29 protein-coding genes are annotated in these 25,442 nt (G+C 61.9%); 21 read left to right on the forward strand and 8 right to left on the reverse strand.

Features of this window, described 5'->3' with window-relative positions:
* The first annotated feature begins 654 nt into the window (after positions 1 to 654).
* Positions 655 to 1,725, forward strand: coding sequence for a methyltransferase domain-containing protein (locus B149_RS0105530; protein ID WP_051069508.1), 1,071 nt, complete (start codon positions 655 to 657; stop codon positions 1,723 to 1,725).
* Positions 1,726 to 1,884: 159 nt separating this feature from the next.
* Positions 1,885 to 2,985 carry a redox-regulated ATPase YchF gene (gene ychF / locus B149_RS0105535; RefSeq protein ID WP_018124180.1) on the forward strand — a complete coding sequence of 367 codons (1,101 nt, stop codon included), beginning with the start codon at positions 1,885 to 1,887 and terminating at the stop codon, positions 2,983 to 2,985.
* 94 nt (positions 2,986 to 3,079) lie between these two features.
* On the opposite strand, the gene B149_RS0105540 is transcribed toward ychF, so the two are convergent.
* Genes B149_RS0105540 through queA form a run of 5 tightly spaced genes read right to left on the reverse strand, consistent with a single transcriptional unit; the run spans position 3,080 to position 6,820 of the window.
* Positions 3,080 to 3,625 carry a 2-oxoacid:ferredoxin oxidoreductase subunit gamma family protein gene (locus B149_RS0105540; protein WP_018124181.1) on the reverse strand — a complete coding sequence of 182 codons (546 nt, stop codon included), beginning with the start codon at positions 3,623 to 3,625 and terminating at the stop codon, positions 3,080 to 3,082.
* Positions 3,625 to 4,392: a thiamine pyrophosphate-dependent enzyme gene (locus B149_RS0105545; RefSeq protein WP_018124182.1), complete on the reverse strand. Its 768-nt coding sequence runs from the start codon at positions 4,390 to 4,392 to the stop codon at positions 3,625 to 3,627. Before B149_RS0105545 ends, B149_RS0105540 begins: the two co-directional genes overlap by 1 nt.
* 2 nt (positions 4,393 to 4,394) lie before the next feature.
* Entirely contained in the window at positions 4,395 to 5,459 is a 1,065-nt protein-coding gene (locus tag B149_RS0105550; RefSeq protein WP_018124183.1) for a 3-methyl-2-oxobutanoate dehydrogenase subunit VorB, read from the reverse strand.
* The gene (locus B149_RS0105555) at positions 5,460 to 5,696 is read right to left on the reverse strand and encodes a 4Fe-4S binding protein (protein ID WP_018124184.1); all 237 of its coding nucleotides are present in this window, start codon (positions 5,694 to 5,696) and stop codon (positions 5,460 to 5,462) included. It abuts the gene before it with no gap.
* A gap of 35 nt (positions 5,697 to 5,731) precedes the next feature.
* Complete coding sequence (gene queA, locus B149_RS0105560; protein ID WP_018124185.1) at positions 5,732 to 6,820, reverse strand: tRNA preQ1(34) S-adenosylmethionine ribosyltransferase-isomerase QueA; 1,089 nt, start codon at positions 6,818 to 6,820, stop codon at positions 5,732 to 5,734.
* Between the two features lie 184 nt (positions 6,821 to 7,004).
* Here queA and B149_RS0105565 point away from each other — a divergent pair, with 184 nt between their 5' ends.
* From B149_RS0105565 to B149_RS0105640, 16 genes are all read left to right on the forward strand, one after another.
* Positions 7,005 to 7,655, forward strand: a complete 651-nt coding sequence (locus B149_RS0105565; RefSeq protein ID WP_018124186.1) for a hypothetical protein — start codon at positions 7,005 to 7,007, stop codon at positions 7,653 to 7,655.
* Between the two features lie 14 nt (positions 7,656 to 7,669).
* Positions 7,670 to 8,149 (forward strand): hypothetical protein, encoded by a 480-nt coding sequence (locus B149_RS0105570; RefSeq protein ID WP_018124187.1) that lies wholly within the window; start codon positions 7,670 to 7,672, stop codon positions 8,147 to 8,149.
* Positions 8,149 to 9,360, forward strand: a complete 1,212-nt coding sequence (gene coaBC, locus B149_RS0105575) for a bifunctional phosphopantothenoylcysteine decarboxylase/phosphopantothenate--cysteine ligase CoaBC (protein ID WP_018124188.1) — start codon at positions 8,149 to 8,151, stop codon at positions 9,358 to 9,360. Before B149_RS0105570 ends, coaBC begins: the two co-directional genes overlap by 1 nt.
* Entirely contained in the window at positions 9,336 to 9,932 is a 597-nt protein-coding gene (locus tag B149_RS0105580) for a hypothetical protein (protein WP_018124189.1), read from the forward strand. The genes coaBC and B149_RS0105580 overlap by 25 nt, the downstream gene beginning before the upstream one ends.
* A 174-nt stretch (positions 9,933 to 10,106) precedes the next feature.
* Positions 10,107 to 10,934, forward strand: coding sequence for a nitroreductase family protein (locus tag B149_RS0105585; RefSeq protein ID WP_018124190.1), 828 nt, complete (start codon positions 10,107 to 10,109; stop codon positions 10,932 to 10,934).
* A gap of 124 nt (positions 10,935 to 11,058) precedes the next feature.
* Positions 11,059 to 11,805, forward strand: a complete 747-nt coding sequence (locus B149_RS16540) for a DUF429 domain-containing protein (RefSeq protein WP_018124191.1) — start codon at positions 11,059 to 11,061, stop codon at positions 11,803 to 11,805.
* A gap of 17 nt (positions 11,806 to 11,822) precedes the next feature.
* Complete coding sequence (locus B149_RS0105595; protein ID WP_018124192.1) at positions 11,823 to 13,004, forward strand: ChaN family lipoprotein; 1,182 nt, start codon at positions 11,823 to 11,825, stop codon at positions 13,002 to 13,004.
* Positions 13,001 to 13,462 carry a hypothetical protein gene (locus B149_RS0105600; protein ID WP_018124193.1) on the forward strand — a complete coding sequence of 154 codons (462 nt, stop codon included), beginning with the start codon at positions 13,001 to 13,003 and terminating at the stop codon, positions 13,460 to 13,462. The genes B149_RS0105595 and B149_RS0105600 overlap by 4 nt, the downstream gene beginning before the upstream one ends.
* 49 nt (positions 13,463 to 13,511) lie before the next feature.
* On the forward strand, positions 13,512 to 14,351 hold the full coding sequence (gene mutM, locus B149_RS0105605; protein ID WP_018124194.1) for a bifunctional DNA-formamidopyrimidine glycosylase/DNA-(apurinic or apyrimidinic site) lyase: 840 nt from the start codon (positions 13,512 to 13,514) through the stop codon (positions 14,349 to 14,351).
* Between the two features lie 310 nt (positions 14,352 to 14,661).
* Complete coding sequence (gene murJ, locus B149_RS0105610; RefSeq protein WP_026167471.1) at positions 14,662 to 16,206, forward strand: murein biosynthesis integral membrane protein MurJ; 1,545 nt, start codon at positions 14,662 to 14,664, stop codon at positions 16,204 to 16,206.
* The gene (locus B149_RS0105615) at positions 16,203 to 16,949 is read left to right on the forward strand and encodes a tRNA1(Val) (adenine(37)-N6)-methyltransferase (RefSeq protein WP_018124196.1); all 747 of its coding nucleotides are present in this window, start codon (positions 16,203 to 16,205) and stop codon (positions 16,947 to 16,949) included. The genes murJ and B149_RS0105615 overlap by 4 nt, the downstream gene beginning before the upstream one ends.
* On the forward strand, positions 16,946 to 17,851 hold the full coding sequence (locus B149_RS17825) for a C-GCAxxG-C-C family (seleno)protein (protein WP_018124197.1): 906 nt from the start codon (positions 16,946 to 16,948) through the stop codon (positions 17,849 to 17,851). The genes B149_RS0105615 and B149_RS17825 overlap by 4 nt, the downstream gene beginning before the upstream one ends.
* Positions 17,852 to 17,860: 9 nt before the next feature.
* Positions 17,861 to 19,234 carry an AAA family ATPase gene (locus B149_RS0105625; RefSeq protein WP_018124198.1) on the forward strand — a complete coding sequence of 458 codons (1,374 nt, stop codon included), beginning with the start codon at positions 17,861 to 17,863 and terminating at the stop codon, positions 19,232 to 19,234.
* Entirely contained in the window at positions 19,224 to 20,198 is a 975-nt protein-coding gene (locus B149_RS0105630; protein WP_018124199.1) for a metallophosphoesterase, read from the forward strand. Before B149_RS0105625 ends, B149_RS0105630 begins: the two co-directional genes overlap by 11 nt.
* Positions 20,188 to 20,505, forward strand: coding sequence for a hypothetical protein (locus B149_RS0105635; protein ID WP_018124200.1), 318 nt, complete (start codon positions 20,188 to 20,190; stop codon positions 20,503 to 20,505). Before B149_RS0105630 ends, B149_RS0105635 begins: the two co-directional genes overlap by 11 nt.
* The gene (locus B149_RS0105640; protein ID WP_018124201.1) at positions 20,506 to 21,234 is read left to right on the forward strand and encodes a hypothetical protein; all 729 of its coding nucleotides are present in this window, start codon (positions 20,506 to 20,508) and stop codon (positions 21,232 to 21,234) included.
* On the opposite strand, the gene B149_RS0105645 is transcribed toward B149_RS0105640, so the two are convergent.
* The 3 genes from B149_RS0105645 to B149_RS0105655 form a co-directional block, all read right to left on the reverse strand.
* Positions 21,231 to 21,497, reverse strand: a complete 267-nt coding sequence (locus B149_RS0105645) for a Nif11-like leader peptide family natural product precursor (protein ID WP_018124202.1) — start codon at positions 21,495 to 21,497, stop codon at positions 21,231 to 21,233. The two genes, B149_RS0105640 and B149_RS0105645, sit on opposite strands and share 4 nt — an antisense overlap.
* Positions 21,498 to 21,600: 103 nt before the next feature.
* A complete protein-coding gene (locus B149_RS0105650; protein WP_018124203.1) occupies positions 21,601 to 22,350 on the reverse strand; it encodes an SIR2 family NAD-dependent protein deacylase in 750 nt (249 codons plus the stop codon).
* The gene (locus B149_RS0105655) at positions 22,331 to 23,068 is read right to left on the reverse strand and encodes a substrate-binding periplasmic protein (RefSeq protein ID WP_018124204.1); all 738 of its coding nucleotides are present in this window, start codon (positions 23,066 to 23,068) and stop codon (positions 22,331 to 22,333) included. Before B149_RS0105655 ends, B149_RS0105650 begins: the two co-directional genes overlap by 20 nt.
* A gap of 127 nt (positions 23,069 to 23,195) precedes the next feature.
* On the opposite strand from B149_RS0105655, the gene ftsE reads away from it, so the two are divergent.
* The 3 genes from ftsE to B149_RS0105670 are packed head-to-tail and all read left to right on the forward strand — an operon-like array spanning position 23,196 to position 25,043.
* Entirely contained in the window at positions 23,196 to 23,900 is a 705-nt protein-coding gene (gene ftsE / locus B149_RS0105660; protein WP_018124205.1) for a cell division ATP-binding protein FtsE, read from the forward strand.
* Entirely contained in the window at positions 23,894 to 24,769 is an 876-nt protein-coding gene (locus B149_RS0105665; protein WP_018124206.1) for a cell division protein FtsX, read from the forward strand. Before ftsE ends, B149_RS0105665 begins: the two co-directional genes overlap by 7 nt.
* Position 24,770: 1 nt before the next feature.
* Positions 24,771 to 25,043: a DUF4911 domain-containing protein gene (locus tag B149_RS0105670; RefSeq protein ID WP_018124207.1), complete on the forward strand. Its 273-nt coding sequence runs from the start codon at positions 24,771 to 24,773 to the stop codon at positions 25,041 to 25,043.
* The last annotated feature ends 399 nt before the right edge of the window (positions 25,044 to 25,442 follow it).

Consider the following 25,442-nt stretch of genomic DNA (forward strand, 5'->3'; position numbering starts at 1 on the left):
GCATTGCAGAAAGATGCACTATTCAATTTTCAACAGCACTGAAGCCAGTGATGCAGTCATTTTGCAAACAACACAATTAAAGATACTTTAATCTGCTAAAAGCTCAAAAATTGGTGCTATTCACATTGAAATGAGTAGTTGCTTGCGAGGCTTTGGATTCTGAATGTATAGTGCAGTTGGCGGGAATTGTCAAATGCATCACCGTCCAGCCGAAGTTGCTCGCCGTTAGTTTGCAGAAACGTAACAATGCAATTGCCGTGTTTTTCCCGCTTAAAAAGTGCAACAAGACGCCGTAATCGCTTGAAAAGGTGCTCATGTGAGCATGGCATCCGACGCTGGTCCTGCGGAGTCGGATTCCGGATCGGCTCAAAGGCGGTGGCGGATGAGAAATGAACAATCAGAGCGCTTGCGTCTGGACAAATTTTTCCGATCACTTATCCTGATATCAAGATATAAACATCCCGTGACATTATTTGTTGAACCTTTGAACTCAATTCAGAGTGAGCAAAGAAGGAGACATTGACGAGATTTTGCGAAAATTCACTGGCATCCATGGAATTTACTCTGCATTGGCAGCAGGGTGACGCAAAATTTGAAGATCGTTTTCTAGGACGAAGGGTCAATGCCTGGCGGGACGTGTTTCCTCCGGCATTGATGGAAAAGCTTCATGGCTGCAGTCCCGGAGAAGCGGCCTCAGCCACCTATTGTCCGGGCGAACTCGTCGATCCGTACACGCTGGACAAGGTTATACATCTTCCCGTTACTCGGTTCCGGAAGCGCAGTCTGGGCGGTAGGAATGTCTCACCCAAGGTGGGACGATTCTATCCGCTCGGAATGCTGTCCGGTCTGCCGGGTATCTACTCCAGCACAATCACTCCGTTCAGGATTCTTGAGATTGACGGAGAGACCATGACCGTTGACCTGAACCATCCGCTCGCCGGCAGGCCGCTTGCTGTGGAGGCGGTCATTACGCGGCTGCAGGAGAAGCAGGGCGACACCGGCGGCAGCCTCATGCACTGGCCCGAAGAGATTTGCTACGGCGGTCCGGGGATGCAGGCGCCGCTCCCGGAGCGTCCCACCGAATTCTTCGACGAGCAGTTCTTTAGCCGAAGCGATACGGACGACGCGACCTTTTACGCACAGCCCCGCATGATCGGTCACATCGATGAGCAGGCATCGGCGAACCTCAGGAGCATGTACCGTCGTTTTCTGAAAAACGGCATGCGCGTGCTCGACCTGATGAGCAGCATGCAGTCACACCTGCCGGACGATCTGGACATCGACGTGACCGGCCTTGGTCTGAATGCCGAAGAAATGGCGGCCAACCCGCTGCTGACCGAGTACGTGGTTCACGACTTGAACCGCGACCCGTCCATTCCGCTGAAAGGGCATTACGACGCCGTGGCTTGTTCGCTTTCCATCGAATACCTCACCGACCCGGTGTCGGTGCTTTCTTGCGTTCGTGAACAGCTCGCTCCGGGCGGGGTGCTGCTCGTGGGCATGTCCAACCGCTGGTTCCCGACAAAGGCCGTGCGCGGTTGGGTGGATCTGAACGAATTCGAGCGCGTCGGACTGGTGCACGAAATGATGCGCCGGGCGGGATTCGACGGCAAACGCGGCGCCATCAGCATGAGAAACGACTGGCGACCTCAGGGTGACCGTCACTTTCTGGAAACCCGAGGTGTGAGTGATCCCGTATATATGACGTGGGTTGAAAAGTCATGATCGGTAAGCGAATCCCTGTCCGGCTGATGGTCGGGCAGGGGACGCTTGCGGTCGGGGATTCATGGTGACGCGGGCCTTGCAACCGGGGCCGATGCGTTGTAGAGAAACGCCGTCCCGCAAGGGGACCATCCAATATCATCTATCAGGAGAACCCCGCACATGTCCGTGAGCATAGGCATCGTCGGCCTGCCCAACGTCGGCAAGTCCACGCTTTTCAACGCACTGACCAAGGCCCAGAACGCCGAGAGCGCCAACTACGCGTTCTGCACCATCGAGCCCAACAAGGCCGTTGTGCCGGTGCCGGACAAGCGCATCGACACGCTGGCCGAACTGGTGAAACCGCAGCGCGTCCAGCAGTCCACCGTGGACTTCGTGGACATCGCGGGCCTCGTCGAGGGCGCCAGCAAGGGTGAAGGACTCGGCAACAAGTTTCTCGCCAACATCCGCGAGACGCAGGCGATCCTGCACGTTGCCCGGTGCTTCGAGGACGATGACGTCATGCACGTCGCCGGCAACGTGGACCCCATCCGCGACATCGAGATCATCGAGACCGAGCTGATCCTTGCCGACATTCAGGTGTTGGAAAACCGCCTTGAGCGCATGAAGAAGCAGCTCAAGGGCGACAAGTCGCTGGCTCCGCTGATCACCGCGGCCGAAAAGATGCTGGAGCATCTGGGTGAAACGAAGCTTGCTGCCACCTATCCCGACTTAGAGGATAAGAGCATTCAGACCCTGCTGGACGAGCTGCGCCTCATCACGGCCAAGAACATGATCTACTGCGCCAATGTGGACGAGGACGGCCTTGCCGAAGACGGCGAGCACGTGCGTCGCGTCATGGAGCTTGCCGAGCAGCGCGGTGCGGAGTTCGTTAAGATTTCCGCCAAGATGGAAGAAGAGCTCGTGGGCCTCGAAGACGAAGAATATGAAGAGTTTCTGGAATCCTACGGCGTCACCGAGGCTGGGCTGGACAAGATCATACGCACCGGGTTCCACACCCTCGGCCTCATCAGCTACTTCACCGCCGGGGTAAAGGAAGTGCGCGCATGGACCATCCATGACGGCGACAAGGCTCCGCAGGCAGCGGGCGTCATCCACACGGATTTCGAACGCGGATTCATCCGCGCCGAGGTCATCAGCTACGACGACTACGTGCGCTGCGGTTCCGAGGCCAAGTGCCGGGCGGAAGGCGTGCTGCGCGTGGAAGGCAAGGAGTACGTGGTCAAGGACGGCGACGTGGTCCACTTCCTGTTCAACGTCTAGATTCGCTACGATCCCGGTCCTTTCCGGGTTTGCATATATAAAAGCCCCCGTGGTTCTCCACGGGGGCTTTGTCGTTTCTGTATGCCGGGTGGGGCTATTTCACGTGATCCGCGCCGGCCTGAAGGGCTTCGGCGTTTTTGGGGATCAGGTGGGAGTAGTGCGCGGAGATGACATTCTCCAGCGCGCCCTGCACCACGTCCAGCGGCATGACCTGCGTGGCCTGAATGAAGGCGCCGAGGGCGACCATGTTGGCCATGCGGGTGTTGCCGAGCTTGTCGGCGATGTCGTTGGCCGGGACGGCGAGGCAGTTCAGGCGGTCGGTGTCGGCCAGTTCCATGTCCACCAGCGAGGAGTTGACGACGCAGATGCCGTCGTCCTGCAGGCGGGACTGGAACTTGTCGAGTGAGGGGCGGTTCATGATGATCAGGCTGGTGGGCCTGCGGATGATGGGGGAACCGATTTCCTCTTCGGCCAGGACCACGGTGCAGTTGGCGGTGCCGCCGCGCATTTCCGGGCCGTAGACCGGGATGTAGGTCACGTTCAGGCCGTCCTGCATGCCCGCGTAGGCCAGCAGGTTGCCGATGAGCATGACTCCCTGGCCGCCGAAGCCTGCGATGATGGTGTCGAGATAGCGGGACATTAGCAGGCACCTCCTTCGTCGGTGTCCTTGTACACTCCGAGCGGGAAGTAGGGGATCATCTCGGTCTGGATGCGTTCATTGGATTTGATCGGATCCATCTTCCAGTTCGTGGGGCATGCGGAGAGCAGCTCCACAAAGCCGAAGCCCTTGCCCTGCGTCTGGCATTCGAACGCCTTGCGCATGTATTTCTTGGCGGTGCGGATGTTCTTCACGTTGTCCAGCGAGCCGCGGGCGGCAAAGGCGGTTCCGCCGAGCGAGGAGATGATCTCGGTCATGCGGATGGGTGCGCCCTCGTGCTCCAGACAGCGGCCGGAGGGACAGGTGGTGGTGCGCTGGCCGATGAGCGTGGTGGGGGCCATCTGGCCGCCGGTCATGCCGTAAACGGTGTTGTTCACGAAGACCACGCTGATCTTCTCGCCGCGGTTGGCGGCGTGCAGAATCTCGGCCATGCCGATGGACGCGAGGTCGCCGTCGCCCTGATAGGCGAAGACGAAGTTGTCCTTGCGGGCGGCTTTCACGCCGGTGGCGACGGCCGGTGCGCGGCCGTGCGGCGCTTCAACGGCGTCCACGTTAAGGTAGTTGTAGAGGAACACGGAGCAGCCGATGGAGGACACGAGAATGGAGTTCTCGCGCAGACCGAGTTCGTCCAGCAGTTCGCCCACCATGCGGTGCGCCACGCCGTGGTGGCAGCCCGGGCAGTAGTGGGTGGGCCTGTCTATGACCGATTCGGGGCGGTCGAAAACGAGTTTTTCGTTCATTTCGGACATGGTTATTTACCCTCCAGGCTCTTGAGGATGGGTTCCTCGAAATCGTCCGGGGTGGGCAGGTTGCCGGGGTAGATCGGGAAGAAGTCCGAATCGGCAACCGTGCGGATGGCCAGGCGGACGTCGTCCACCATCTGGCCGAGGTTGTGTTCGACAGTCAGGAAGCGTTTGCCCTGCTTTGCCATTTCGAGCAGCGGCTCTTCCGGGAAGGGGTAGAGGGTCTTGGGCCGGAACAGGCCGACCTTCTTGCCTTCCTTGCGCATCTTGCGCACCGCGCTTTTGGCGATGCGGCCGATGGAGCCGTAGGCGCAGACCACGAGCTCGGCGTCTTCGGTGTCGAAGAGTTCGGCCTCGGCCTCTTCCTTCATGGCGTCGTACTTGTCCTGCAGCTTCATGTTCTGCCCGGCAAGCGCGCCCTCTTCGAGGAACAGGGACTTGATCAGGCGCTTTTCGCGGCCCTTGGCCCCGTCCAGACGCCAGTCCTCGCCTGCTTCCTCAACAGCATTCTCCGGCAGCCAGGGAATGATGGGTTCCTTCATCTGGCCGAGGATGGCGTCGCCAAGGACCATGACCGGGTTGCGGTATTTGAAAGCCAGTTCAAAGGCCTCGATGGTCATGTCGTAGGCTTCCTGTCCGGTGGAGGGTGCCAGCACCAGCAGGCGGTAGTCGCCGTGTCCGCCGCCGCGGGTGGACTGGTAGTAGTCGCCCTGCGCCGGACCGATGTCGCCGAGACCCGGACCGCCGCGGTTCATGTTCACGATGACGGCGGGGATCTCGGAGCCGGCCATATAGGAGATGGCTTCCTGCTTCAGGGAGACGCCCGGGCTGGAGGAGCTGGTCATGGCGCGGACGCCGCAGGCTCCGGCACCCAGCAGCATGTTCGCCGCGGCCACTTCGGATTCCGCCTGCACGAACTCGCCGCCCGCCTTGGGCAGCTCGGAACTCATGAATTCGGGGATCTCGTTCTGCGGGGTGATGGGGTAGCCGAAGAAGCACTTGCACTTGGCAGCCAGTGCTCCGCGGGATACGGCCTCGTTCCCCTTGATGAAAATTCTTTCGGGTTTGCTCATTTACTCGTCCCCCTTCTTCTTTTTCGGGGTTCGGTAGACCCGGATGGCGAGATCCGGGCAGATGAGGGCGCAGGATGTGCAGCCCGTACACTTTTCCATATCCGCTTCAGGTACTTCGGCCACTTTGTAGCCGCTCTGGTTGAAGCGGTCGGATTGAACGATGATCTGGACAGGACAGACAGTGGAGCAGAGCATGCACCCCTTGCACCTGTCTTCCTGAACCGCGATTCGGGACATAGCGAACTCCTTGCGCTGCGTTGTGCGACATCAGCTCATCGAATGAGCATGGCGTCACCGTATGAAAAGAAGCGAAATCCGTGCTTCAGTGCGTCCTTGTAGGCATCCATGACGGGTTCTCTTCCAGCTAGGGCAGACACCATAATAATGAGGCTGGATTCTGGCAAATGGAAATTGGTCAACATGCAGTCCACCACGTTGAATTCATAGCCGGGCGTGATGAAGATGTCGGTCTCGCCCTTGAACTCCGTGATGTCCCCGGCCTCGCGGTACATGCCTTCCAGCGTGCGGGCGCTGGTGGTGCCCACGGCCAGCACCGGGCGGCCTTCGGCCTTGGCGCGGCGCACGGCTTCGGCGGTCTCGGCGGGCACTTCGATGTATTCCGAATGCATGACGTGGTTGCGGATGTCGCGCTCGCGTACCGGGCTGAAGGTGCCGTAGCCCACGTAGAGCGTCACCTCGGCCCACTCGTGCCCGGCATCTTTGATGCGTTCGCGTACGTCCGGAGTGAAGTGCAGGCCCGCCGTGGGGGCGGCCATGGATCCGGCCTTGTCGTCGCGGCAGTAGACTGTCTGGTAGCGTTCAGCGTCGTTCTCGTCGCTCGGGCGCGTGATGTACGGCGGCAGCGGCAGGCAGCCGATGCGACCCAGAACGGCTTCCAGATCGCCGCGCCATTCGATTTCCACCACCCATTTGCCGAAGTCGCCGCGCTCCTTGGGAATGAGGCGGAAGTCCTCGGAAAAGGTGATGAGATCACGCGGCTTGGGCGACTTGGAGGCGCGCAGGAGTCCCTGCACCCGGGCCTTTTTCCAGCCTGACGCGCCCTGTGCGCTGATGATGCGCGGCAGCGGCGTGAGCAGCAGGAATTCCACCTTGCCGCCCGTGGGCTTGGTACCGAAGACGCGGGCCGGGATGACGCGCGAGTTGTTGGCCACCAGCAGCGCCCCTTCGGGCAGATAGTCCGGCAGGTCCTTGAAGTCGGCCGCGGTGCAGCGGCCGGTGTCCTTGTCCAGCACCATCAGCTTCGACGCATCCCTGCGCTGGGCAGGCTGCTGCGCAATTCGGTCCTCGGGCAGGTCGAAGTGATAGTTCTTGAGATCGTATTGTGCGGGTATTTTGCTCATGATGTTTTTTCCAGTGGGGAGGCGATACTATTTCCGTTTGCAATCCCTTGCAAGCACAGGTATTTTCCCATGATTCCAATCCGTTGCGGAAATCGGCCCCTGGTGTGCCCCAATCCCTTGAAATTACGCGCAATCGTGGTATTTGAAACAGATGAATCTGTTATCGGTGTCGGAGATATCCCGGATGACTCGGATCCCCGCTCCAACCGCGCGGCGTTACGCCTCGCTGTTCAAGGATTTTCTTTGCGGGACAAAGGTCGGTCGCGTCACCAAGTATCCCGAGGAATCGGTGCAGGTCTTCAACCGGATTTCCCAGTTGTATTCCGAAGGGCGGGTCACCCATGAGATCGAGGAGATCCTCAGGGGCGAGTTGCCACGGACCGTGGAGGTGGAAGGGTCTCAGCCGGCGCCCTGCGTGCCTTCACCTTCGGCACAGTCCGGCGAGCTGGCGCAGTCCTTTTCGGACATCATGGAGCGCGTGGCGGACTGCATGGAGACCATGGCGGACCAGCGGCGACTCATCGAGCGCCAGCAGGAAGACGTGCAGAAGCTCAAGACCGCCTTCGTGATGCTGGCCCGGAGCCAGAAGCGGCTCAAGGAGCTGCCGCAGGCAGAGCCGGTGCCGCAGGATGTCCTTGAAAACTGGCGGCGTCTGGAAGAGAAGGACCGCGAGCTTGAGGAAACGGCCATGAGCCTTTCGCTGGACACTTCCGACATCAAGGCCAAGCTCCAGACCCTCGAATCCGAACTGGTGCGGCTGCGCCGGGACCGCCGGGACATGGAAAAACATCTTCAGGAAAAAATCGAACGTCTTAAATCCGACCTCAACTCCTAAGGACGGGGAGCGTCATGCGTCATTTCATCAAGCTTTTCATCGTTGTCGCCGCACTGGGCCTTTTCGCGGGCTGCGCCCCCAAATCCACGGGCAGCGGCGGTGCACCGGGCGAGTCCGGCTCGCAGTCCGAGTACACGGACACCAACTACTATTACGACTTTCAGGACATCCTGATCCCGCGTGAGCTGGAGTACGTCGACGAGGAATCCTACACCCTCGACAACCGCAAGTTCCGCGCGGGCATCATGAAGTTCAAGGGCCGCGTGGTGGTTCAGGACCTCATCCGCTTCTTTCTGAACAACATGGCCAAGGACAACTGGGAAAAGATCGCCTCGGTCAAGGGCAAGATCTCCGTGCTGTCCTTCGAGAAGTTCAACAAGAGCTGCATCATTCAGATCGAGGACACCTTCGGCAGCGCCAAGGTGACCATCATCGCGGTGGAGGCCAAGGAAGCACAGTCCTCGGCCCCCTCCATTTCCGATTTAGAGGAATAATGCGCGAACACTACCGTTTCGGCGGGTTCATGGGCCGCCGCGTGCATCTCGGTGTTTCGGGGAGCATTGCGGCCTTCAAGTCGCTTGAACTGTTGCGCTCGCTTCAGGAGTGCGACTGTTCGGTCTCCGCAACCGTGACGGACGCGGCCGCCAAGTTCGTGACCCCGCTCTCCTTCGAGGCGCTGGGTGCATCCCCGGTCTACCAGGGCATGTTCGACACCGGTCCCGACACCTCCTTTGCGCACCTCGAACCCGGTCAGGTGGCAGACGCGTTGGCGCTGGTTCCGGCATCGGCGGACATCATCGGCAAGGTGGCGGGCGGCATCGCGGACACCATGCTCTCCTGTCAGGCCATGGCTTTTCGCGGCCCCAAGCTGGTGGTCCCGGCCATGAATCCGGCCATGTGGGCCTCTCCGGCGGTGCAGCGCAACTGGGCGCAGCTGGCCGAGGACGGCTGGGAGTGCATGGAGCCGGTTTCCGGCAACGTGGCCTGCGGCGACACCGGCAAGGGCAAGATGCCCGATGTGGAGACCATCCACCTGCACATTCTGCGCATGCTCACGGAAAAGGACCTCGCGGGCACCCGCGTGCTGGTGACCCTCGGCCCCACCCGTGAACAGTGGGACGCCGTGCGTTTCTGGTCCAACCCGTCCAGCGGCACCATGGGCGCGTGCATGGCCGTGGCCGCATGGCTTCGCGGCGCGGACGTCCATGTGGTGCGTGGGCCGGTGGACATCGAATTTCCCGAGTCGATCGCGGTGCATCGCGTCACCTCGGCGCTCGAAATGCATCAGGCCTGCATGGACCTGTGGCCCGATACGGACGTGGGCGTGGCAACGGCGGCGGTTGCCGACTTCCGGCCCGTGCCGCACGGTACCGAAAAGTTCAAGAAGTCCGGAGCGGGCGAACTGACGGTGCGCTTCGAGTCCAACCCAGACATCCTGCGCTCCATGGGCGAGGACAAGGGCGACAGGCGGCTCATCGGCTTTGCGGCCGAGACCGGCGACCCGCGTTCCGAGGCCCTTCGCAAGCTGGAGAGCAAGCATCTCGACCTCATCGCGGCCAATCGCATCGACAGCGAAGGCAGCGGCTTCGGCACCCGGACGAATGAGATGTTCGTCGCCTGTGCCGATGGTCGGCGCGAAACCTGGCCCCTGTTGCCGAAAACCGAAGTGGCGTGGCGTTTATGGGATCTGCTGCCGACAGGCTGAACATACCGGAGCACCTGAGACCGTGGCATTCCGCCGGGTTGGAGTACCTGCTTCCTTCCGGGAAAGGGGATTCCCCTGCCGCGGATTCTTCTGGCGTGCAGCAGAGTGGGGCCGGTGAAGCCCCGGCGCGCGTGGAGCTTTCCAAAGCATGGGAGGCCGTGCTGTCCAAGTCTCCGGCCTCCCCCAAGGTTGCCTGGACCTATTTCCAGCTCGGATTCGACCTGTGCGGACAGGCGGACCCGACGCGCGGACAGCTGCTGCGACAGATCATCGCCCACCTGCGATGGCCCAAGGGCTCTTCCGGATTCCTGCCCGTGGGGTTGCCCAAGGGAGGGAACATCGTTCCCGAGCCGGCCGCCTTCTGGACCGGCATCGAACGCCTCGGTGCCAGCGACATCGTCTGCCTCGGACATGAGGCCGCCCAAGTCCTGTGTACGGACTACGCAGGCCAGCAAACCGTAAATCTCTCCCCCTACACCCTGCACGTGCTGCCGTCTCTCGACGAGCTCGGCCCCATGCTGCCGCACGACCGCCTGCTGCATCTCGACAGGCTCGCGGCCATCCGCTTCTGAGCCGCTCCCGATCTCCTGATTCCGTCTTTCATGCCTTTCGGCTGCTTCGGCAGCGAAAAGCCATTTATTACAACAAAGTTTCCTTGAGGGTACTACCTCACAAAATCGTGCCTACTTGCGCGAAAAATACCATTTGATAGGAAGAGGGAAATCTTCGCAAGCAAAGGAGCGCAAATGGATATCAGAATAGACGAGGAAAAGTGTACGAAATGCGGTGAGTGCGTGCAGGAATGTCCGATGTACTTCATCCGGATGCCTGAGGAAGGCGTGCCTTTCATGCCGCAGGAGGTGCAGGACCAGTGTTTCGCCTGTCAGCATTGCATGACCGTCTGTAAGTTCGGCGCATTGTCGCTCACCGGATTCGATCCCGAAGACGCGGAAACGCTCGACGGCTATGAGCCGGACCCGGATAACGTGGAGATGCTCATCAAGTCGCGCCGCAGCATCCGCCGCTACAAAAACGAAGCCGTGGAGCCGGAAACCCTTTCACGACTCATGGAGGTGCTGTCCTACGCGCCCACGGGCAAGAACCATCAGAGCGTGCTCTACACGCTGGTGGACGACCCGAAAGTGATGGGCTCCATCGCTGAGAGGACCTATGAGGCCATCCGCGGACACCGCGATGCGGGCACCATCCCGGAAGGACTGGAGTTTTTCTCCATGGCCGTGGATTGCCGGGACAACGGCAAGGACATCATCTTCCGCGAAGCGCCGCACATGCTCATCGCCTCGGCACCCAAGACCGCCCCGGCGGGCAACGCCGATACCCACATCGGGCTGACCACCTTCGAGGTCATGGCCAACGCCCTCGGGCTGGGCACGCTGTGGTGCGGTTTTGCCAAGTGGGCCTTTTTGCACTTCGCGACGGACGTCTACAAATCCTTCGGAATCCCGGAGGACCACGAACTCGGGTACGTGTTGATGTTCGGCAAGCCGGCCGTGCGCTATCCGCGTCTGGTGCAGCGCGACGGAACGGTGAACGTGAATCGCGTCACCGCTTAGAGAGAAATAGCCATTACCCTGTTTCGCCCCGTCCGCCCTGTTGCGGACGGGGCTTTTTGCTTCCGGGACTGCACGGTTGTGCAAAATTTGCGTTTTTCTTGCGCCGTGCGCATGGGTGGTTATGATGATCAACATGAAATACGCAGGTATCGACGGATGCAGGGCCGGATGGGTTGCGGTCACCATTGACGGCGAAGGCAATCCGGAAAGCACCGTCTACAACACCATGGAAGATTGCTGGGAGGCACTGCGCGATGCACAGTGCGTGCTAGTGGACATGCCTGTTGGACTTCCTTGGAGAGAGCAGCCCTTCCGCGAGGCGGACAGGGTGGCTCGCTCCATGCTCGGCAAGCGTCGCTCCAGCATCTTCAACTGCCCGGTCAGGGATGCGGTCTACGCCGGGGCCTATGAGGAAGCTGCCGCGATCACCCGTGATCAGACCGGTAAGGGGCTCAGCAAACAGTCGTGGATGCTGACGCCGCGCATCCGGGAACTGGACGGACTGCTGCGACGCGATGAAGCGGCCCGGGCAACCATTCGGGAATCCCACCCCGAGTTGGCCTTCAGCTTTGCATCCGGTGCTCCGGCGACGTGGTACAAGAAGCATCCGCTCGGTTTTCTGGAACGGCTGACCCTCATGAACGATCTGATGCCGGAGGCCGAGGAATTCCTCAAGGGCGCCTGCTCCCGCTATACCGCCAAGACACTCGCCTGCGACGACGTGGTGGACGCGCTCATGCTCGCGCTTACCGCCAGGGCTTCCGGCGGCGCCCTTCTTTCCCTGCCGGAGAATCCCCCGGAGGATCAGGTGGGGCTGCCCATGGCGATCTGGTATCACGACTTTGAAACGCCGCCCGATGATGCGGCATGAATACGGATGGTAATACGATGAAACGCGTGATCAGAACCGTGATTATGCTGACTGCGGCCGCGTTTGCGGCCACGGGGTGCGCCGTGGGGCCGCGGTCGCCCGAGGTGCCGGAGATGGACGTGACCTTTGCGCCCCAGAAGGGCGATTTTCTTGCGCTGGACGGCAGCCGCCTGTCGTTGCAGACGGTTGTGGAAGGGTTGGAAGGCGCGGATTACGTGGTCATCGGCGAAGGGCACACCAACGCCTGCGACCACAAGATGCAGCAGGCGCTTCTGCAAGGTCTTTCCCGCAACGGGCGGCCGCTCTCTCTTGGCCTTGAGATGATCGGCGTGGACAAGCAGCCGGTGCTGGACGATTTCGGCAAGGGGCAGGTTCGTGTTGAGGCGCTCGAAGAGGAACTGGACTGGAAAAAGCGCTGGGGATACCCTTTTGAGCTGTTCCGCGGTCACTTCGAACTGGCCGAGAAACGCTGTCTGCCGGTGGCGGGTATCAACGTCCCGCCTGACGTGGTCCGCAAAGTAAGCGAAGAGGGTGTGGAAAAGCTCGACTCCCTTGAGGCCTCGTACATGCCGGAGGAAGTCGTCATGCCGCCGCAGGAGCAGCGCGATTCCCTCATGGAAGTGCTGGCTCTGCACGAAGGGGGCGACGAGGCGGACGAGGAACGCGCGGAGCGGTTTCTGTACATCCAGTCCGTCTGGGACTCCATGATGGCCGAGCAGGCGGTCAAGCTGCGCGCCCGCTACGACTGGCCCGTGGTCGTGGTGGCCGGCGGCGGGCATGTGGAATACGGTTGGGGCATCCCGGACCGCATCCGCAGGCTTGACCCCGATGCCGTGGTCATGACCGTCATGCCGTGGCGCGGCAGGGAGTACGATCCCGATGCCGCGGATTATTCCTTTTATTGTCCCAGTTCCTATGAAAGCCGCCTCGGCGCGAAGTTGGTCCGGGGGGCCAGAGGGGTCTACGTGGAGTCCGTGAAGCGCGATTCCCGCGCCTATCGTGCCGGCCTGCGGCCCAACATGGTCATCGTCGAGGCGCAGGGGATCCCGGTCAAGGAACTGTTCGACATCCACCGCGCGGGCAAGAAGGCCCATGACAACGACGCGAGCCTCATATTCACCACCCGTCTGGGCGGCGAGGAATATACCCATGACTTCGGACCGCTCGGCAGCCGCAACTCCAAGGAGCAGAATAAATGATCCGCAGAATCCTTTTCATCGTGCTGGCCATGCTGACGCTGGTGGCCTGCAAGGACGAGATGCGTCAGTACTTCCCGCAGACCATGGCCGGAATGGAGCTTTCGGACTACAAGAGCGGGTCCGATGCGGCCGAGGAAATGAACCGGCTGCACGGCAAGAGCATCGAGGCCGAAGCCGTGGCCGTTGCGCGTTACGCGGACGGAGCGGCGGAACTCTGGATTTCCCGCGCGAAGGACGGAAGGGAGGCCCGTCGTCAGACCGGCAAGATGGTGCACCTGATGTTCGAGAACCCCAAGTCACCGTTTTCCTATATGAAACGTTTCGAATTCGAGGGCGTGCCCATCTATCCATTCACCGGCATGGGCAAGCGGCACCTCGTGTTTTTCCGTGGCGATCTGATCTACTGGGTCACGGTGTCGCCGGAGGCGTCCGAGCAGGCCCTTGCGGATGTGTTCTAGCCGGATTCCCCGCCTTTTCCCCGCTGCGGATTTAAGGTAGTCAACGTTCATGCCCGAACTGCCCGAAGTGGAAGTCATCGCCCGTGGCCTGAACCGCTCCCTGCCCGGTCGGACGGTGGAGCGCGTCGAGGTGCCGTGGCCCACGTCGCTGCGTCAGCCGGAGGACGAGTTTCGCCGCCGGATGCTCGGAGCGCGCGTGCTGGGCGTGCGTCGGCGCGCCAAGCTGCTGCTGGCCGATCTGGAGAGCCCGGATGTCGGCCCGCTTCTGCTTGGCGTGCATCTGAAGATGACCGGTCGGCTGGTGCACGAATGCGGCTGTGAAAGGCCCGGAGCCAAACACGACCGCGTCATCATGACTCTCGACGACGGCTCGGTGCTGACCTTTGCGGATGTGCGCCGCTTCGGCTATATCGTGGCGCTGACGCCCGATGAGCTGAACCGGTGGCCGTTTTACGCATCCCTCGGGCCGGAGCCCCTGGAATCCTCGGCGGATGCGCTGGCCCGTGCCGTTGCTTCGCGCAAGGCCCGCATCAAGGCGTTGCTGCTGGATCAGACCGTGGTGGCGGGGTGCGGCAACATCTACGCGGACGAGTCGCTGTTTCGTGCCGGGCTAGGGCCTGCCGTGCGCGCCTGCGATGTCCCGGAGGCGAAACTTGTGGAACTTTTCCGGCATCTTCAGGATGTTCTCGCGCAGGCCATAGCCGAAAACGGCAGCTCCATCCGTGACTATGTGAACGCGGACGGTGATGCCGGAGCCTTTCAGAACAGCTTCAATGTATACGGCAAGAAGGGCCAGCCCTGTCCGCGTTGCGGCGGATGCCTGACCTGCTCCACCGTGGCTGGCAGGACTTCCACCTACTGCCCGGACTGCCAGAAGAACGGGCGTTGAGCCGGACCGCAATCGACTTCAACAACGGGGTTTGTGGTGGCGGCACGAGTTGTCATCTATGGCGTGGCACGAAGAGATACGATTTATGGGTGATGAACAGAAAAAGCCTGAAATGCTACTGTTGAAGCAAGGCTACGAAATTACTTCATAAAGTTATCTTGCAGCGAAAAACTGTTGATTCTGAAGCTTGCCGGTGAGATTGCAAGAAAACACAACAAGTACAGCTATTAGAGTTTCTCTATAGAAAGTATTGATTTTTGCTTTCTGAAAAGTGTCAGTTATCTCAAGCTGGATGAAAAGCGGGTAGCAGGTGTCCAAACACGGTCAACAGATAGCACGAAATGCCTCCGTGGTGGCGGTCGCCACCCTCGGCTCGCGGATATTGGGGTTCGTTAGGGATCTCATTGTGGCCTTCGCCCTTGGGGCGGGTATGTTCGCGGACGCCTTCTTCGTGGCCTTCAGGATTCCCAACCTCATGCGGCGGCTGTTCGGCGAAGGCTCGTTGACCATGGCCTTCATACCGGTCTATTCGCGGGTTCGCGAGGAAGAAGGGGAGGAGGCCGCGCAGCAGATGGCACGGTCAGCCATGATCTGGCTGGGCATTATCCTCGGCGCGCTCACCGTGGCGGTGGAGCTGGCCGCCGGACCGGTCACGCTCGCCATCGCCCCCGGGTTCGCGGATGATTCCGAGCTGTTCGCCACCACCGTGTCGCTGGTACGCATCTGTTTTCCTTACGTCATCTTCATCTGCGGCGTCGCCCTGTGCATGGGCATCCTCAATTCGCACCAGCGGTTTCTGGCCCCGGCGCTGGCCCCGGCAGTGCTCAACGTGGCGCTCATCATTGCCGCGCTCATAAGTCATTATGCGGGCTACAACGTGGCCTACGGCATGGCTTACGGCGTGCTGGCTGGCGGCGCGGCCCAGTTGCTCATGCAGCAGGGCGCGCTTTCGCGCATCGGCTTTCGCAGGCGCGGGCGCTGGTCCCTGTTCGATCCGGGCGTGCGGCGCATGGGCCTGCTCATGCTGCCCACGGTCTTCGGCGCGGCGGTCTATCAACTCAACATCCTGCTCGGGACGCTGCTCGCGTCGTTCCTTCCCACGGGCAGCGTGTCCTATCTTTATTACGCGGACCGGCTGGTGCAGTTCCCGCTCGGAGTCTTCGGCCTTGCCGTGAGCACCGCCGCGCTCCCGAGTCTGGCGGCGCTGGCCGCAAAGGGCGAAATGGACGACTTCGGCGGCGCGCTGCGATCCGCCAACGGGCTGACCCTGTTCATTGCGCTCCCTGCCGCTGCCGGGCTGATGGCCCTTGCCGAACCGGTCATTTCCGTCCTCTTCGGTCATGGCAAATTCGGGCCGGAAGCCGTGAGTTCCACCGCTTCGGCGCTCATCGCGTACTCCGCCGGGCTGCCCTTCATCGCCCTGTCCCGGCCGCTTGTCTCGGCCTTCTACGCCCTTGAGGACACCAAGACTCCGGTGAAGATAGCGGTGTTGTGCCTGTTCGTGAACATCGGCCTCGGCGCGTGGCTCATGGTTCCGCTCAAGCATGTGGGCCTTGCCGTGGCGGTCAGCGCGGCCTCGCTGGTCAACGCCCTGCTGCTGTTCATTTTTCTGCGCCGCCGCGTCAGCGTGGCCCCGGTGGAGGGGGCGGTGATGCTCAAGGCCGTGCTGCTCTCGACCCTGATCGGTGCCGGGGCGTGGTATACAGGACGGTTCGGCGCGTGGAGTCTCGCTTTTATCCCGGTCTGGGCGGGCGTGTATTTTCTGGGGGCGCATGTCACCAACATGGGCGAGGCCCGCATGTTCGCGGACGTGTATCGCTCGGCCCGTCGTCGTCTCGGCAGGGGGCGACCATGAATCCGGATGAGGCCCGGGCGTATTTTCCAAGGGGGCTGGAGCAACCGGAGGGCGGCTACCGCTTTTCACTCGACTCCCTGTTGCTCGGCTGTTTCGCCCGCATGAAACGCGGCTGGACCGGGGTGGATATCGGCTGCGGGGCCGGAGCCGTGAGCATCGCCGCGCTGCTGGCCAATCCGGAAGCCGACCTGACGATCCACGGAGTGGAGGCCGATGCCGATGCCGCGGCCTGTGCGCGCAACAACGCGAAGCGGCTCGATCTCGCAGAGTCGCTCCTGCCGGTGCAGGCGGATGTCTGCACATATCGTGAGTTGGAGCAGCAGGCCGACTTCGCGCTCATGAATCCGCCGTTTCGCGAGGCCGGTCGGGGGCGCGTCAGCAGGGGCGAGTCGCGCAGCGCGGCGCGTTTTGAAACGGGCGGCTCGCTGGCGGATTTCGTGCGCTGTGCCGCCTTGCAGCTCAAGTCGAGAGGACGGCTGTTCACGGTCTTCCTGCCGGAGCGTCTTCCCGCACTTTTTCGCGAAATGGACCGTCGGAAGCTGGCGCCCAAGCGGTTGATCATGGTACACGGCACGCTCCGGGCCGAAGCCGGTATCGTGTTGGTGGAGGCTGTGAAGAACGGTGGCGAGGGGGTCTCTGTGACGCCACCGCTCATACTCTACGGCGAGGACGGGTGCATGACGCGCAACGCGCTGGAATTTTGTCCGTTTCTCGCCTGCAACGCCAAGGGGGATTGTTCATGATGGACTGGACCGGGAAGCGTGCGAGAGAATCCTTCAATAGCGGCTGGTATTGCGCGGAAAGCGTTCTGCGCGCGCTGGCCGAGGTTGGCGGGCGGTATGAACCCGGCATGGAACGCGTGGCGAGCGGATTCTGCTCCGGCATGTCGCGCACCAACGGGCTGTGCGGCGCGGTCAGCGGCGCCATCATGGGGATGGGCCTTTACGGAGGCCGAACCGAACCGGCTCCCGAGCAGAGCATGGACGTACCCTACTCGCTGGTTCAGGAGTTTCTCAAGCGGTTCCGCACCAAATTTCAGAGCACCAACTGCCGCGAGCTGACCGGTTGCGACTTCATCACCCCGCAGGGCCACCGCCGTTTTCAGGAGGAAAACATCGGCCGAGTGTGTCGCGATTACTGTGATTTCGCCGCATCCACCGCACTTGAGGTGCTTGCCGATGCGGGCATGGGGCCCATGGCCACGGTCATTGAGCAGACAGCACCGTGCGGGTTGAACTGCGGCAAGTGCATGGCCTTCAAGGGCAGTGAGATCCACAGACACGCCAAGGCGCTTCAGGAGGCCATGGGGCCGAACTTTGCCCAGTATGCCGACCGGTTCGCGGGAATGAACCCGGTCTTTGAAGGGTATGACGAGTTCGCATCCGTGCTGAACTTCCTAGCCGAGGGCACCTGTTCCGGCTGTCGCAAGGGCGGCGAGGCCTGCCTTTTCACGGATTGCGGCATCAAGGACTGCGTGCATGAGCACGGCGTGCAGTTCTGCCATGAGTGCAACCGGTTCCCCTGCGAGGATCATGGTCTGCCCGAAGCGCTGGAGCAACGCTGGCGCGAGAACAACGAGCGCATGCGGGAGAAGGGGCTGTATGCCTACGCGCTGGAATTGCGCCTGTCGCCCCGATATCCTTAGCAAAGCAACATGATAGAACGCATCATCGTCGAAAACTTCATGGCCCACGAGCGGACCGAGCTGGAGCTCGGCCCCGGCGTCACCGCGCTGACCGGTCCCAACAACACGGGCAAGTCCGCGCTGGTGGAGGCGCTTCGCTGCGTTGCGGAGAACCCGACCCCGAGCCACTACATCCGGCACGGTGCCAAGGAGGCCCGGGTCACGGTGGTGCTCTCGGACGGGCACCGCGTCACATGGATTCGCAAGAAAGCCTCAGCCGGATACGAAATTCTCGCCCCCGGCAGCGAAGAGCCCGAAAGTTTCTGGAAGCTGGGACGCGGCGGCGTACCCGAGGAAGTCCGCAGTCTGCTGCGCATGAACCGGGTTGACCTGGATGACGGAAATCCCGTGGACGTGCACATCGGCGACCAGCGCGAACCGGTCTTTCTGCTTAACCGGCCGGACAGGGCCGTGGCCGACTTTCTGGCCTCGTCTTCGGAAGGGGCGCACCTGCTTTCCATGCAGGGCGCGCTCAAGCGCCGCACACTGGAGGCCCGGCGCGAAAGCGCAGGACGGGAGGCGCGGCTGCGGGACATCGAAGCCGAACTGGACGCGCTGGCCCCGCTGCCCGACATTCACCTCATGATGGAAACCGCCGGGGAGCTGGAGCAGCGTTCACAGGCCCTGAGCCGGGAGATTCCGGCGCTTGAGCGGTTGATTGCGGAGCGCGACACGTTGAAGCGGGAACTGGACCGCGCCAACCGCGAGCGCGGCCTGTTTGAGCAGCTCGGTGAACCCGCCGCGTTGGAGCCGCTGCATCCGCTGCGTTCGCTCATCGACGAACAGCTCGACCTGCGCCACAGGAGCGCATTCGCCGCCGCGTATGCCGAAACACTGGACCCCTTGGCCGAACCACCGACTCCGACCGATACCGCAGGAATCAGGGCGGTCATGGACGAGCTGATCCGCACCGGAGCCGAATTGGAGGCGGCACGCACCACGAGCAGCGCGCTTGCCGACCTTGCGCTCCCGCCGCAGGTTGAGGAGCTTTCCGCACTGAGCAAGATGGCTGAGGAATTGACAAGCTATTCCAGCCAAATGCAGATCCTCAACGAATATGCCACAACCGCTTCGGCACTGCGCGAACCGCCGCAACCTGAGGACGAAAGCGCGCTTGCCGGACTGTTGACGGAGTTGGGCGAGGTCCGCAAGGGCATGGAGCGCGAAGAAAAGGCCCTTGAGGCGACGCGCCGCGATCTGATGGGGCACGCGACCTACCTGCGCGAACGGCTGGAGGCCATCGGTCGCTGTCCCACCTGCGGCGGCGAGTTGGAGTCCGGGGAGTTCCTCGGCGGCGAACACGCCCACGAATCCCGAGCCGCGGAGGACGCGCATGGATACTGATATTTCCGGCCTGTCACGCATTGAGGCTGACGGGCTGCTGCTCATCGGCGACGCGCATCTGGCGGACAATCCGCCCGGGCAGCGGCTCGACGGGTATCTGGAGCAGGTGTTGGCAAAGGTGGAGGCCTGTCTCCATGAAGCCGAGCGGCGCGGACTGTTGCCGGTCTTTCTGGGCGATCTGTTTCATCTGCCGCGCGACAACTCCAACAGGATGCTCGTGGAACTCATCCGCATGTTCGGTCGGCGCGCGGGCGAGCACATGCCGTGGGTGTTGATCGGCAATCACGACAAGTACCAGTCGCGCTTCACGGATGACGTGTCCCTTGCCGTACTGGAGCAGGCCGGGGTGGTCCGGCTCATGAAGCACAAGGGACCGCAACTGGTTCTGCAAACCCCTGACGGCGAGGCGCTCGTCTGTGCAAGCCCAGACGGAACGGCCATTCCGAGACGTTTCGACCGGCCCGAAGGCTGCCCGGAAAGCGTGCTCTGGCTCACGCACCACAACATCCGTTTTCCGGACTTCGAGGACAAAGCCAACGCCATCCGCGAGATTCCCGGCGTGGACTGGCTGGTAAACGGCCACATACACCGGCCGCAACCAAGCGTGACCAAGGGTGGCACCACGTGGGCCAACCCCGGCAACATCGTGCGGCTGATCTTCAACCGCAACTCCCGCGAACGCAAACCCGTGGCCTCGATCTGGAAGCCGGGAGTCACCGAGCTGGGAAGCTGGGTGATACCGCACCTGCCGTTCGACGAGGTCTTTCCGGATCAGGAACTGCCGCCCGAGGAGCACGAAGAGGCCGGCGGTTCCGACTTCATCCGCGGACTGGAGCGGCTGGCGTGGCGGCGTACGCACGAAGGTGTGGGGCTCAAGGATTTTCTGAACGACAATCTCGACGAGAGCGCGGAGGCGCGGCTCATCTGGGAACTGTACGACGAGGTGGTAAATCATGACGGCTGACGACAAGGCCCGGCGCGATCAGGCGCTGGAACAGGAACTGGCGGAGCTTCGCGAACAGCACAAGGCGCTGGAGACCAAGAAGATCCGTACCGAGGAAAAGATCAGCTCCCTCACGGAGCGACTCAAAGATCTGGAAAAGCGGGCAACCGAGGAATTCGGCACCGCCGACCCTGAGGAACTGCAACGCATCCTTGATGAAAAACGCAAGGAAAACGAGCGTGTTGTCGCCGAATACCGCAAGCATGTTGACGGTATCCGCAAAGGACTTGAGGAAGTGGAGCAGCGCTTCGGCGGCGGAGAGGGCTAAATGACGGACGCCACGGAACTCAGGAATCTCGAAAGCCGTCTGCAACGGCTCTCCGCACTTGGCGAGACCCGCGTGGACGAGCACCGACGGGAGCGCGAACAGCTGGCGCGTGCGCAGGAGTTTCTGGAGCTGGCCCCCCGCGCGGCGACCCGTCTGGAGGACCTGTCGTCGGCCCTGTTCGGCAAGGCCCTGGATGAGATCGAGGCCAACCTGACCCACGCCATCCGCGAGATTCTCGGGCAGGACCGGGAGGTCTCCACGCTGCGCGAAGTCAAGAACGGTCGCCTGAACGTGTCCTTTCGCATACACAACGCAGGCGGTGGCGACGAGGTGGAGGATATCCTCAAGGGGCAGGGCGGCTCGGTCTGCAACATCCTGTCAGTGGGGCTGCGCCTCATCGCCCTGTCGCAGCTGCCCGAGGACCGACACCGGCCGTTTCTGGTGCTCGACGAGCAGGACTGCTGGCTGCGGCCGACCCTCGTGCCCAAGTTCATGAAGCTCATCTCGGCCATCGCCCACCGGCTTGACCTGCAGGTACTGATCATCAGCCATCATCCCATGGACCTGTTCAGCAACGCCGTGGACCGCGTGGTGGTGATTCATCCCGACCGTGAAAAGGGCGCACGGCTTGAAACCCTCAAAGCATCGCACGAAGCGGACGCCGAGGGCGCGGAGTCGGCCACGGATGCCGATGTGGCAGGGATGCCCCCTGCCGGAGTGAACGGCTAGACCCAGCCGGAGCGTTTCATCAAGACGAATAGCCGCTTGAAATAGCCGCCGCCCGGAACGGATTCCAGATAGAAATCATCCAGCCGACCTTGCGGCACGGTTGCTGTCAGGGTTTCGGCAAGGCTCTTGGGGTTGAACTTGTATCCCAGCTCGCGGGCGACGCGGGCCATGTCCTCTGCGTCACGCTGTCCGAGCACGGTGTCGGCGAGTCTGTCGTTGCACTGCAGGTCTCCGAGGAATCGGGTGGCTTCCTTCCAGCTCATGAGGTGTCTCCGGTATCAGGTGGTATCGTCGCTGCCGCGTCAGGCATCCTTGAACCGGTCCCGTCCGACCGTTCCCGTTGCGTCCCGTCCGTGAAAAATCGCATCAGCCCGTTTGCAGGACCGCTTCGGCCAGCATGGGCAGCATCCGCCCGGCCCTGCCTTCCAGGTAAATGTCCGTGGCCCGGTAGGTGTAGGCCGACTCCCGCGTGTTGATCTCGATGACCGTGGCCCCGTTATGGTGCGCGATCCACGGGATGCGTCCGGCAGGCTGGATTTCGCCCGTGGTGCCCACCACGATGACCGCGTCCGCCTGCCGCGCCAGCGTTGTGGCATCACGATGCACGTCGTCTGGCACGCCCTCGGAAAAGAAGACGATGTCCGGCTTGAGCACGCCCCCGCAGTCCGGGCATTTCGGCGGCAGGGTGTCGAGCCTCACGATCGGCGTCGGGAACTTGCGGCGGCACTTCATGCACTGCATCCGCGAGGTGGAACCGTGATATTCCAGCACGTTGGTGTTTCCAGCCTGTTGGTGCAGCCCGTCGATGTTTTGGGTTACCACCGCAACGAGACGTCCGGCAGCTTCCAGTTCCGCCAGCGCCATATGCGCCTTGTTGGGGCGGCAGGCCACCTGCCGGGAATAGAAAATCTCGATCAGCAGTTCCCATGATTCCTTGGGGTGCCTGCGGAAATAGTTCATCTCGAATTTGGCAGGGTCATACTTCGACCAAATGCCCTGATGCCCGCGAAACGGCGGAATGCCGGACTCCACCGAGATGCCCGCCCCGGTGAAGGCGAAGCAGCAGCGCGCATTGCGGATGGTCCGGGCCGCGTTCTCAAGGGCGCCGTTCGACATTTCCGGCCTCGTGGTTTTCTTGCGTACCAAGCGCCTTCTCAAGCGCCTGTTCCACGTAATCCCGTTCCGTGGAGAGCCGGGAGCGCTCGGAAACCGCCAGATGCTCCGGCACGGTGTCCTGAATGAAGTAAGGGGCGCGCTCCACCCACTGGCCAAAGCCAGTGCGTTCCAGCGCCGCATTCCCGCGCACGGCGTCCAGTGCCACCACATCTATGTTCCCGGCCACCAGCAGTTTGAAGAGTCGGATCATGTCGCCCTGCGGAAATCGCTCGATCCGGGGATCATCGGCAAATTTCGGCGCGAGCCCCAGACCGCGCATCACGCCCACGGTCTTGCCGTAAAGGTCCGAGTGCCGCTCCAGACGGGTGCCGGAGCCGCGTCGCGTCCAAAAGGCGGTCTCGCGCGCAGGTGCCACGGGTTGTTCGGGGAACCAAAGGAAAGATTCTAGCTCGGGCCGCGGGCGTATACCGAAGAGGATGTCGGCCTGCCCCGTTTCCAGCAGCTTCAGACATTCGTCGCGGTCGCAGCCGATGAAGTCCGGCGAGACGCCGAGAAAGCTGGTCAGCTTCCATCCCAGAACCACGAAGGGACCTTCGGGGCGGTTACCGTTCCACGTGGAATAAGGCGGGAGGTCCTCCACCGCCACGCGCACGGAACCGGCATGGGCCGGAAGCGCCAGCAGGATCGCGACAAGGGCGGGGAGTAGCCGTTTGAGCATTATTCCTCCATTTGCGACCTTCATATACCGAATATGCAAGGTGCGTCAAAGAAGAGCCGCGAGATCGTCGCCATGCTGCCGTGCACGGCATTTTACAAACCGGGGCTTCGAGGCTACAAGGGAACGCATGGTCGAACTCACGCGCGTTTCACACACCTTCGGTTCCCAGTGGGCGCTCAAGGACGTCTCCTTCAAGCTTGAAAAGGGCGAGTTCCTGTTCCTCACCGGTCATTCCGGTGCGGGCAAGTCCACGCTGCTCAAGCTGCTGTACGGGGCGATCCCCCTCAAGCGTGGACGGGCCACGGTCTGCGGCTTCGACATGAACCGCCTGGGACGCCGCAAGCTTCCCCTGCTGCGGCGGCGCGTGGGCGTGGTCTTTCAGGATTTCAAGGTGCTGCCCGAACGCAGCGTGTTCGATAATGTCGCTATGTCCCTTGAGGTGCGCGGCATGGCCCGGCAGCATCTGGAACGCCGCGTGCGGGCCATCGTCCGGGCCATGGGGTTGGAGGCCAAGAGCTATACCCCCTGTCAGGCCCTCTCCGGCGGCGAACAGCAGCGCGTGGCCATCGCCCGCAGCATGGTGGCAGGGCCCGAGCTGATCCTCGCAGACGAGCCTACCGGCAACCTCGACTTCGACCTGACCATGCACCTCATGGATATCTTCAAGCAGTTCCATAACTACGGAACCTCGGTGATCATGGCCACCCACAGCCGCGAAGTGCTCGACTGCGTTCCCGGCGCACGCAAGCTGCATCTGGAAAACGGCCGCATACTCGAACCCGAAGAGGCCGCTGCCACCGAAGCCGCCGAAGCGGAGAAGAAGGCATGTTAGGCCGTATCCTCAGGCTTACAGGTCGTGGACTGGGCGACTTCATCGTCCACCCCTTTGCCCACCTGCTCACGCTCACCGCAGTAGCCATGGTGGCCTTTCTGGCCGGATTCGTGCTGCTGACCCTGCACAACGTGAATCTGCAGCTGCTCAAGACCCGCGGACAGGTTGAGTTTCAGCTCTACTGGGCAGAAGGTGCCAAGCAGGACACGGTCCGCAGCGAGTGGAAGACCATCCGGGACATGCAGGCCCTCAAGGAATTCAAGACCTTCACCCCCGGCGATGCGTTGGTGGAGCTGGCCGAAACCCTCGGGGAGTCCGGCGATTTTTCGTGGCTGCGGGATCAGAATCCGCTGCCGTATTCCGCTCTGGCCGCCTTTGAGGTTCCGCCGGACAAGCAGGAAAAAGGCTGGGCCGCCGAGCTGCTCACGGAGCTGAAATCCCTGCCCGGTGTGGAAAAGGTGCACTACGCCCCGACGCAGATGGACCTCGCCCAGAGCTGGGTGGCCCTGACCCGCACCGTGGCATGGCCCGTGGTCGGCTTTCTCGCCCTCGTGGCCGCCCTCGTCGTGGGCAATACCATCAAGCTCTCCCTCATGACCCGACGCGACGAGGTGGAAATCCTCTCACTCGTGGGGGCGCGACCATGGTACATCCGCTGGCCGCTGCTCACCGGCGGATTCATGCAGGGCCTCGTCGGCAGCGGCGCGGGGCTCGGTCTGCTTTTTCTGGCCCAGAATACCCTCAAGGACGCCTTGAACGTCCCGCCGTTCTTCATAGAAGTGAGCTTCCTGCCCCCGGAACAGTGCGCCGCACTCGCCGGCGGCGTCATCCTCGTATCCCTCGCCGCCAGCTGGGTGGCCGTCAGATAACATGAAAAAACGCCACAAACCCCGCAAACGTCGTTGCCCGGCACCACCCGAGCGCTCGGCGCGTATCTACGTCCGCATAGACCCCTCGCAGATCGGCCGCTTCAGGTTTCTGCTCGAAGCCTGCGACAATCTCGGCATTTTCACCGTCGCCGACAAGTACAAAGGCGTGCTGCAACTGCGCTACTCTCCGCAACAGGAAAGGGAATTCCGCGAATTCCTCGACTCCCTGCACGAATCCATCCCGCACGAAATCCTCCACGAAGCACGCGATTAGAGTGTGCCTCCGGCGGGCCCTTCAGGCGGACCCTTTCAGGGGGACCAAAGGGGCGGGCCCCCTTTGGAATCCCTGGGTTGTCAGCGGGGTTGCAGCTGCTAGGGCCATGCGACAGCACAACCCGCGTCCAAGCTGCAACCCCGCTGACGGTGATTTGTGTTCTGTGCGTCTTGGCTGACGAATTCCTGTAGCAGGAGGGAGTGAAGATAGCCCTTCCAGTTCGCATGCTCACCATAAGAACTCCCAGCAACATTCCCAATCTCCGTCAACTCAGCAACCGCCATCAGCCGTCCGCCAAGCCGCCTATGAATTGTGGCTTTCGGAAAGCCGGGTGCGGCTTGGCAATCCAAAAGTTTTTGGGAGATTCTTAAGAACCCTTTTGCAAAAGGGTTCTTAAGC

The organism is Desulfovibrio oxyclinae DSM 11498, assembly GCF_000375485.1.
In the GTDB taxonomy this organism is placed as follows: Bacteria; Desulfobacterota; Desulfovibrionia; order Desulfovibrionales; family Desulfovibrionaceae; genus Pseudodesulfovibrio; species Pseudodesulfovibrio oxyclinae.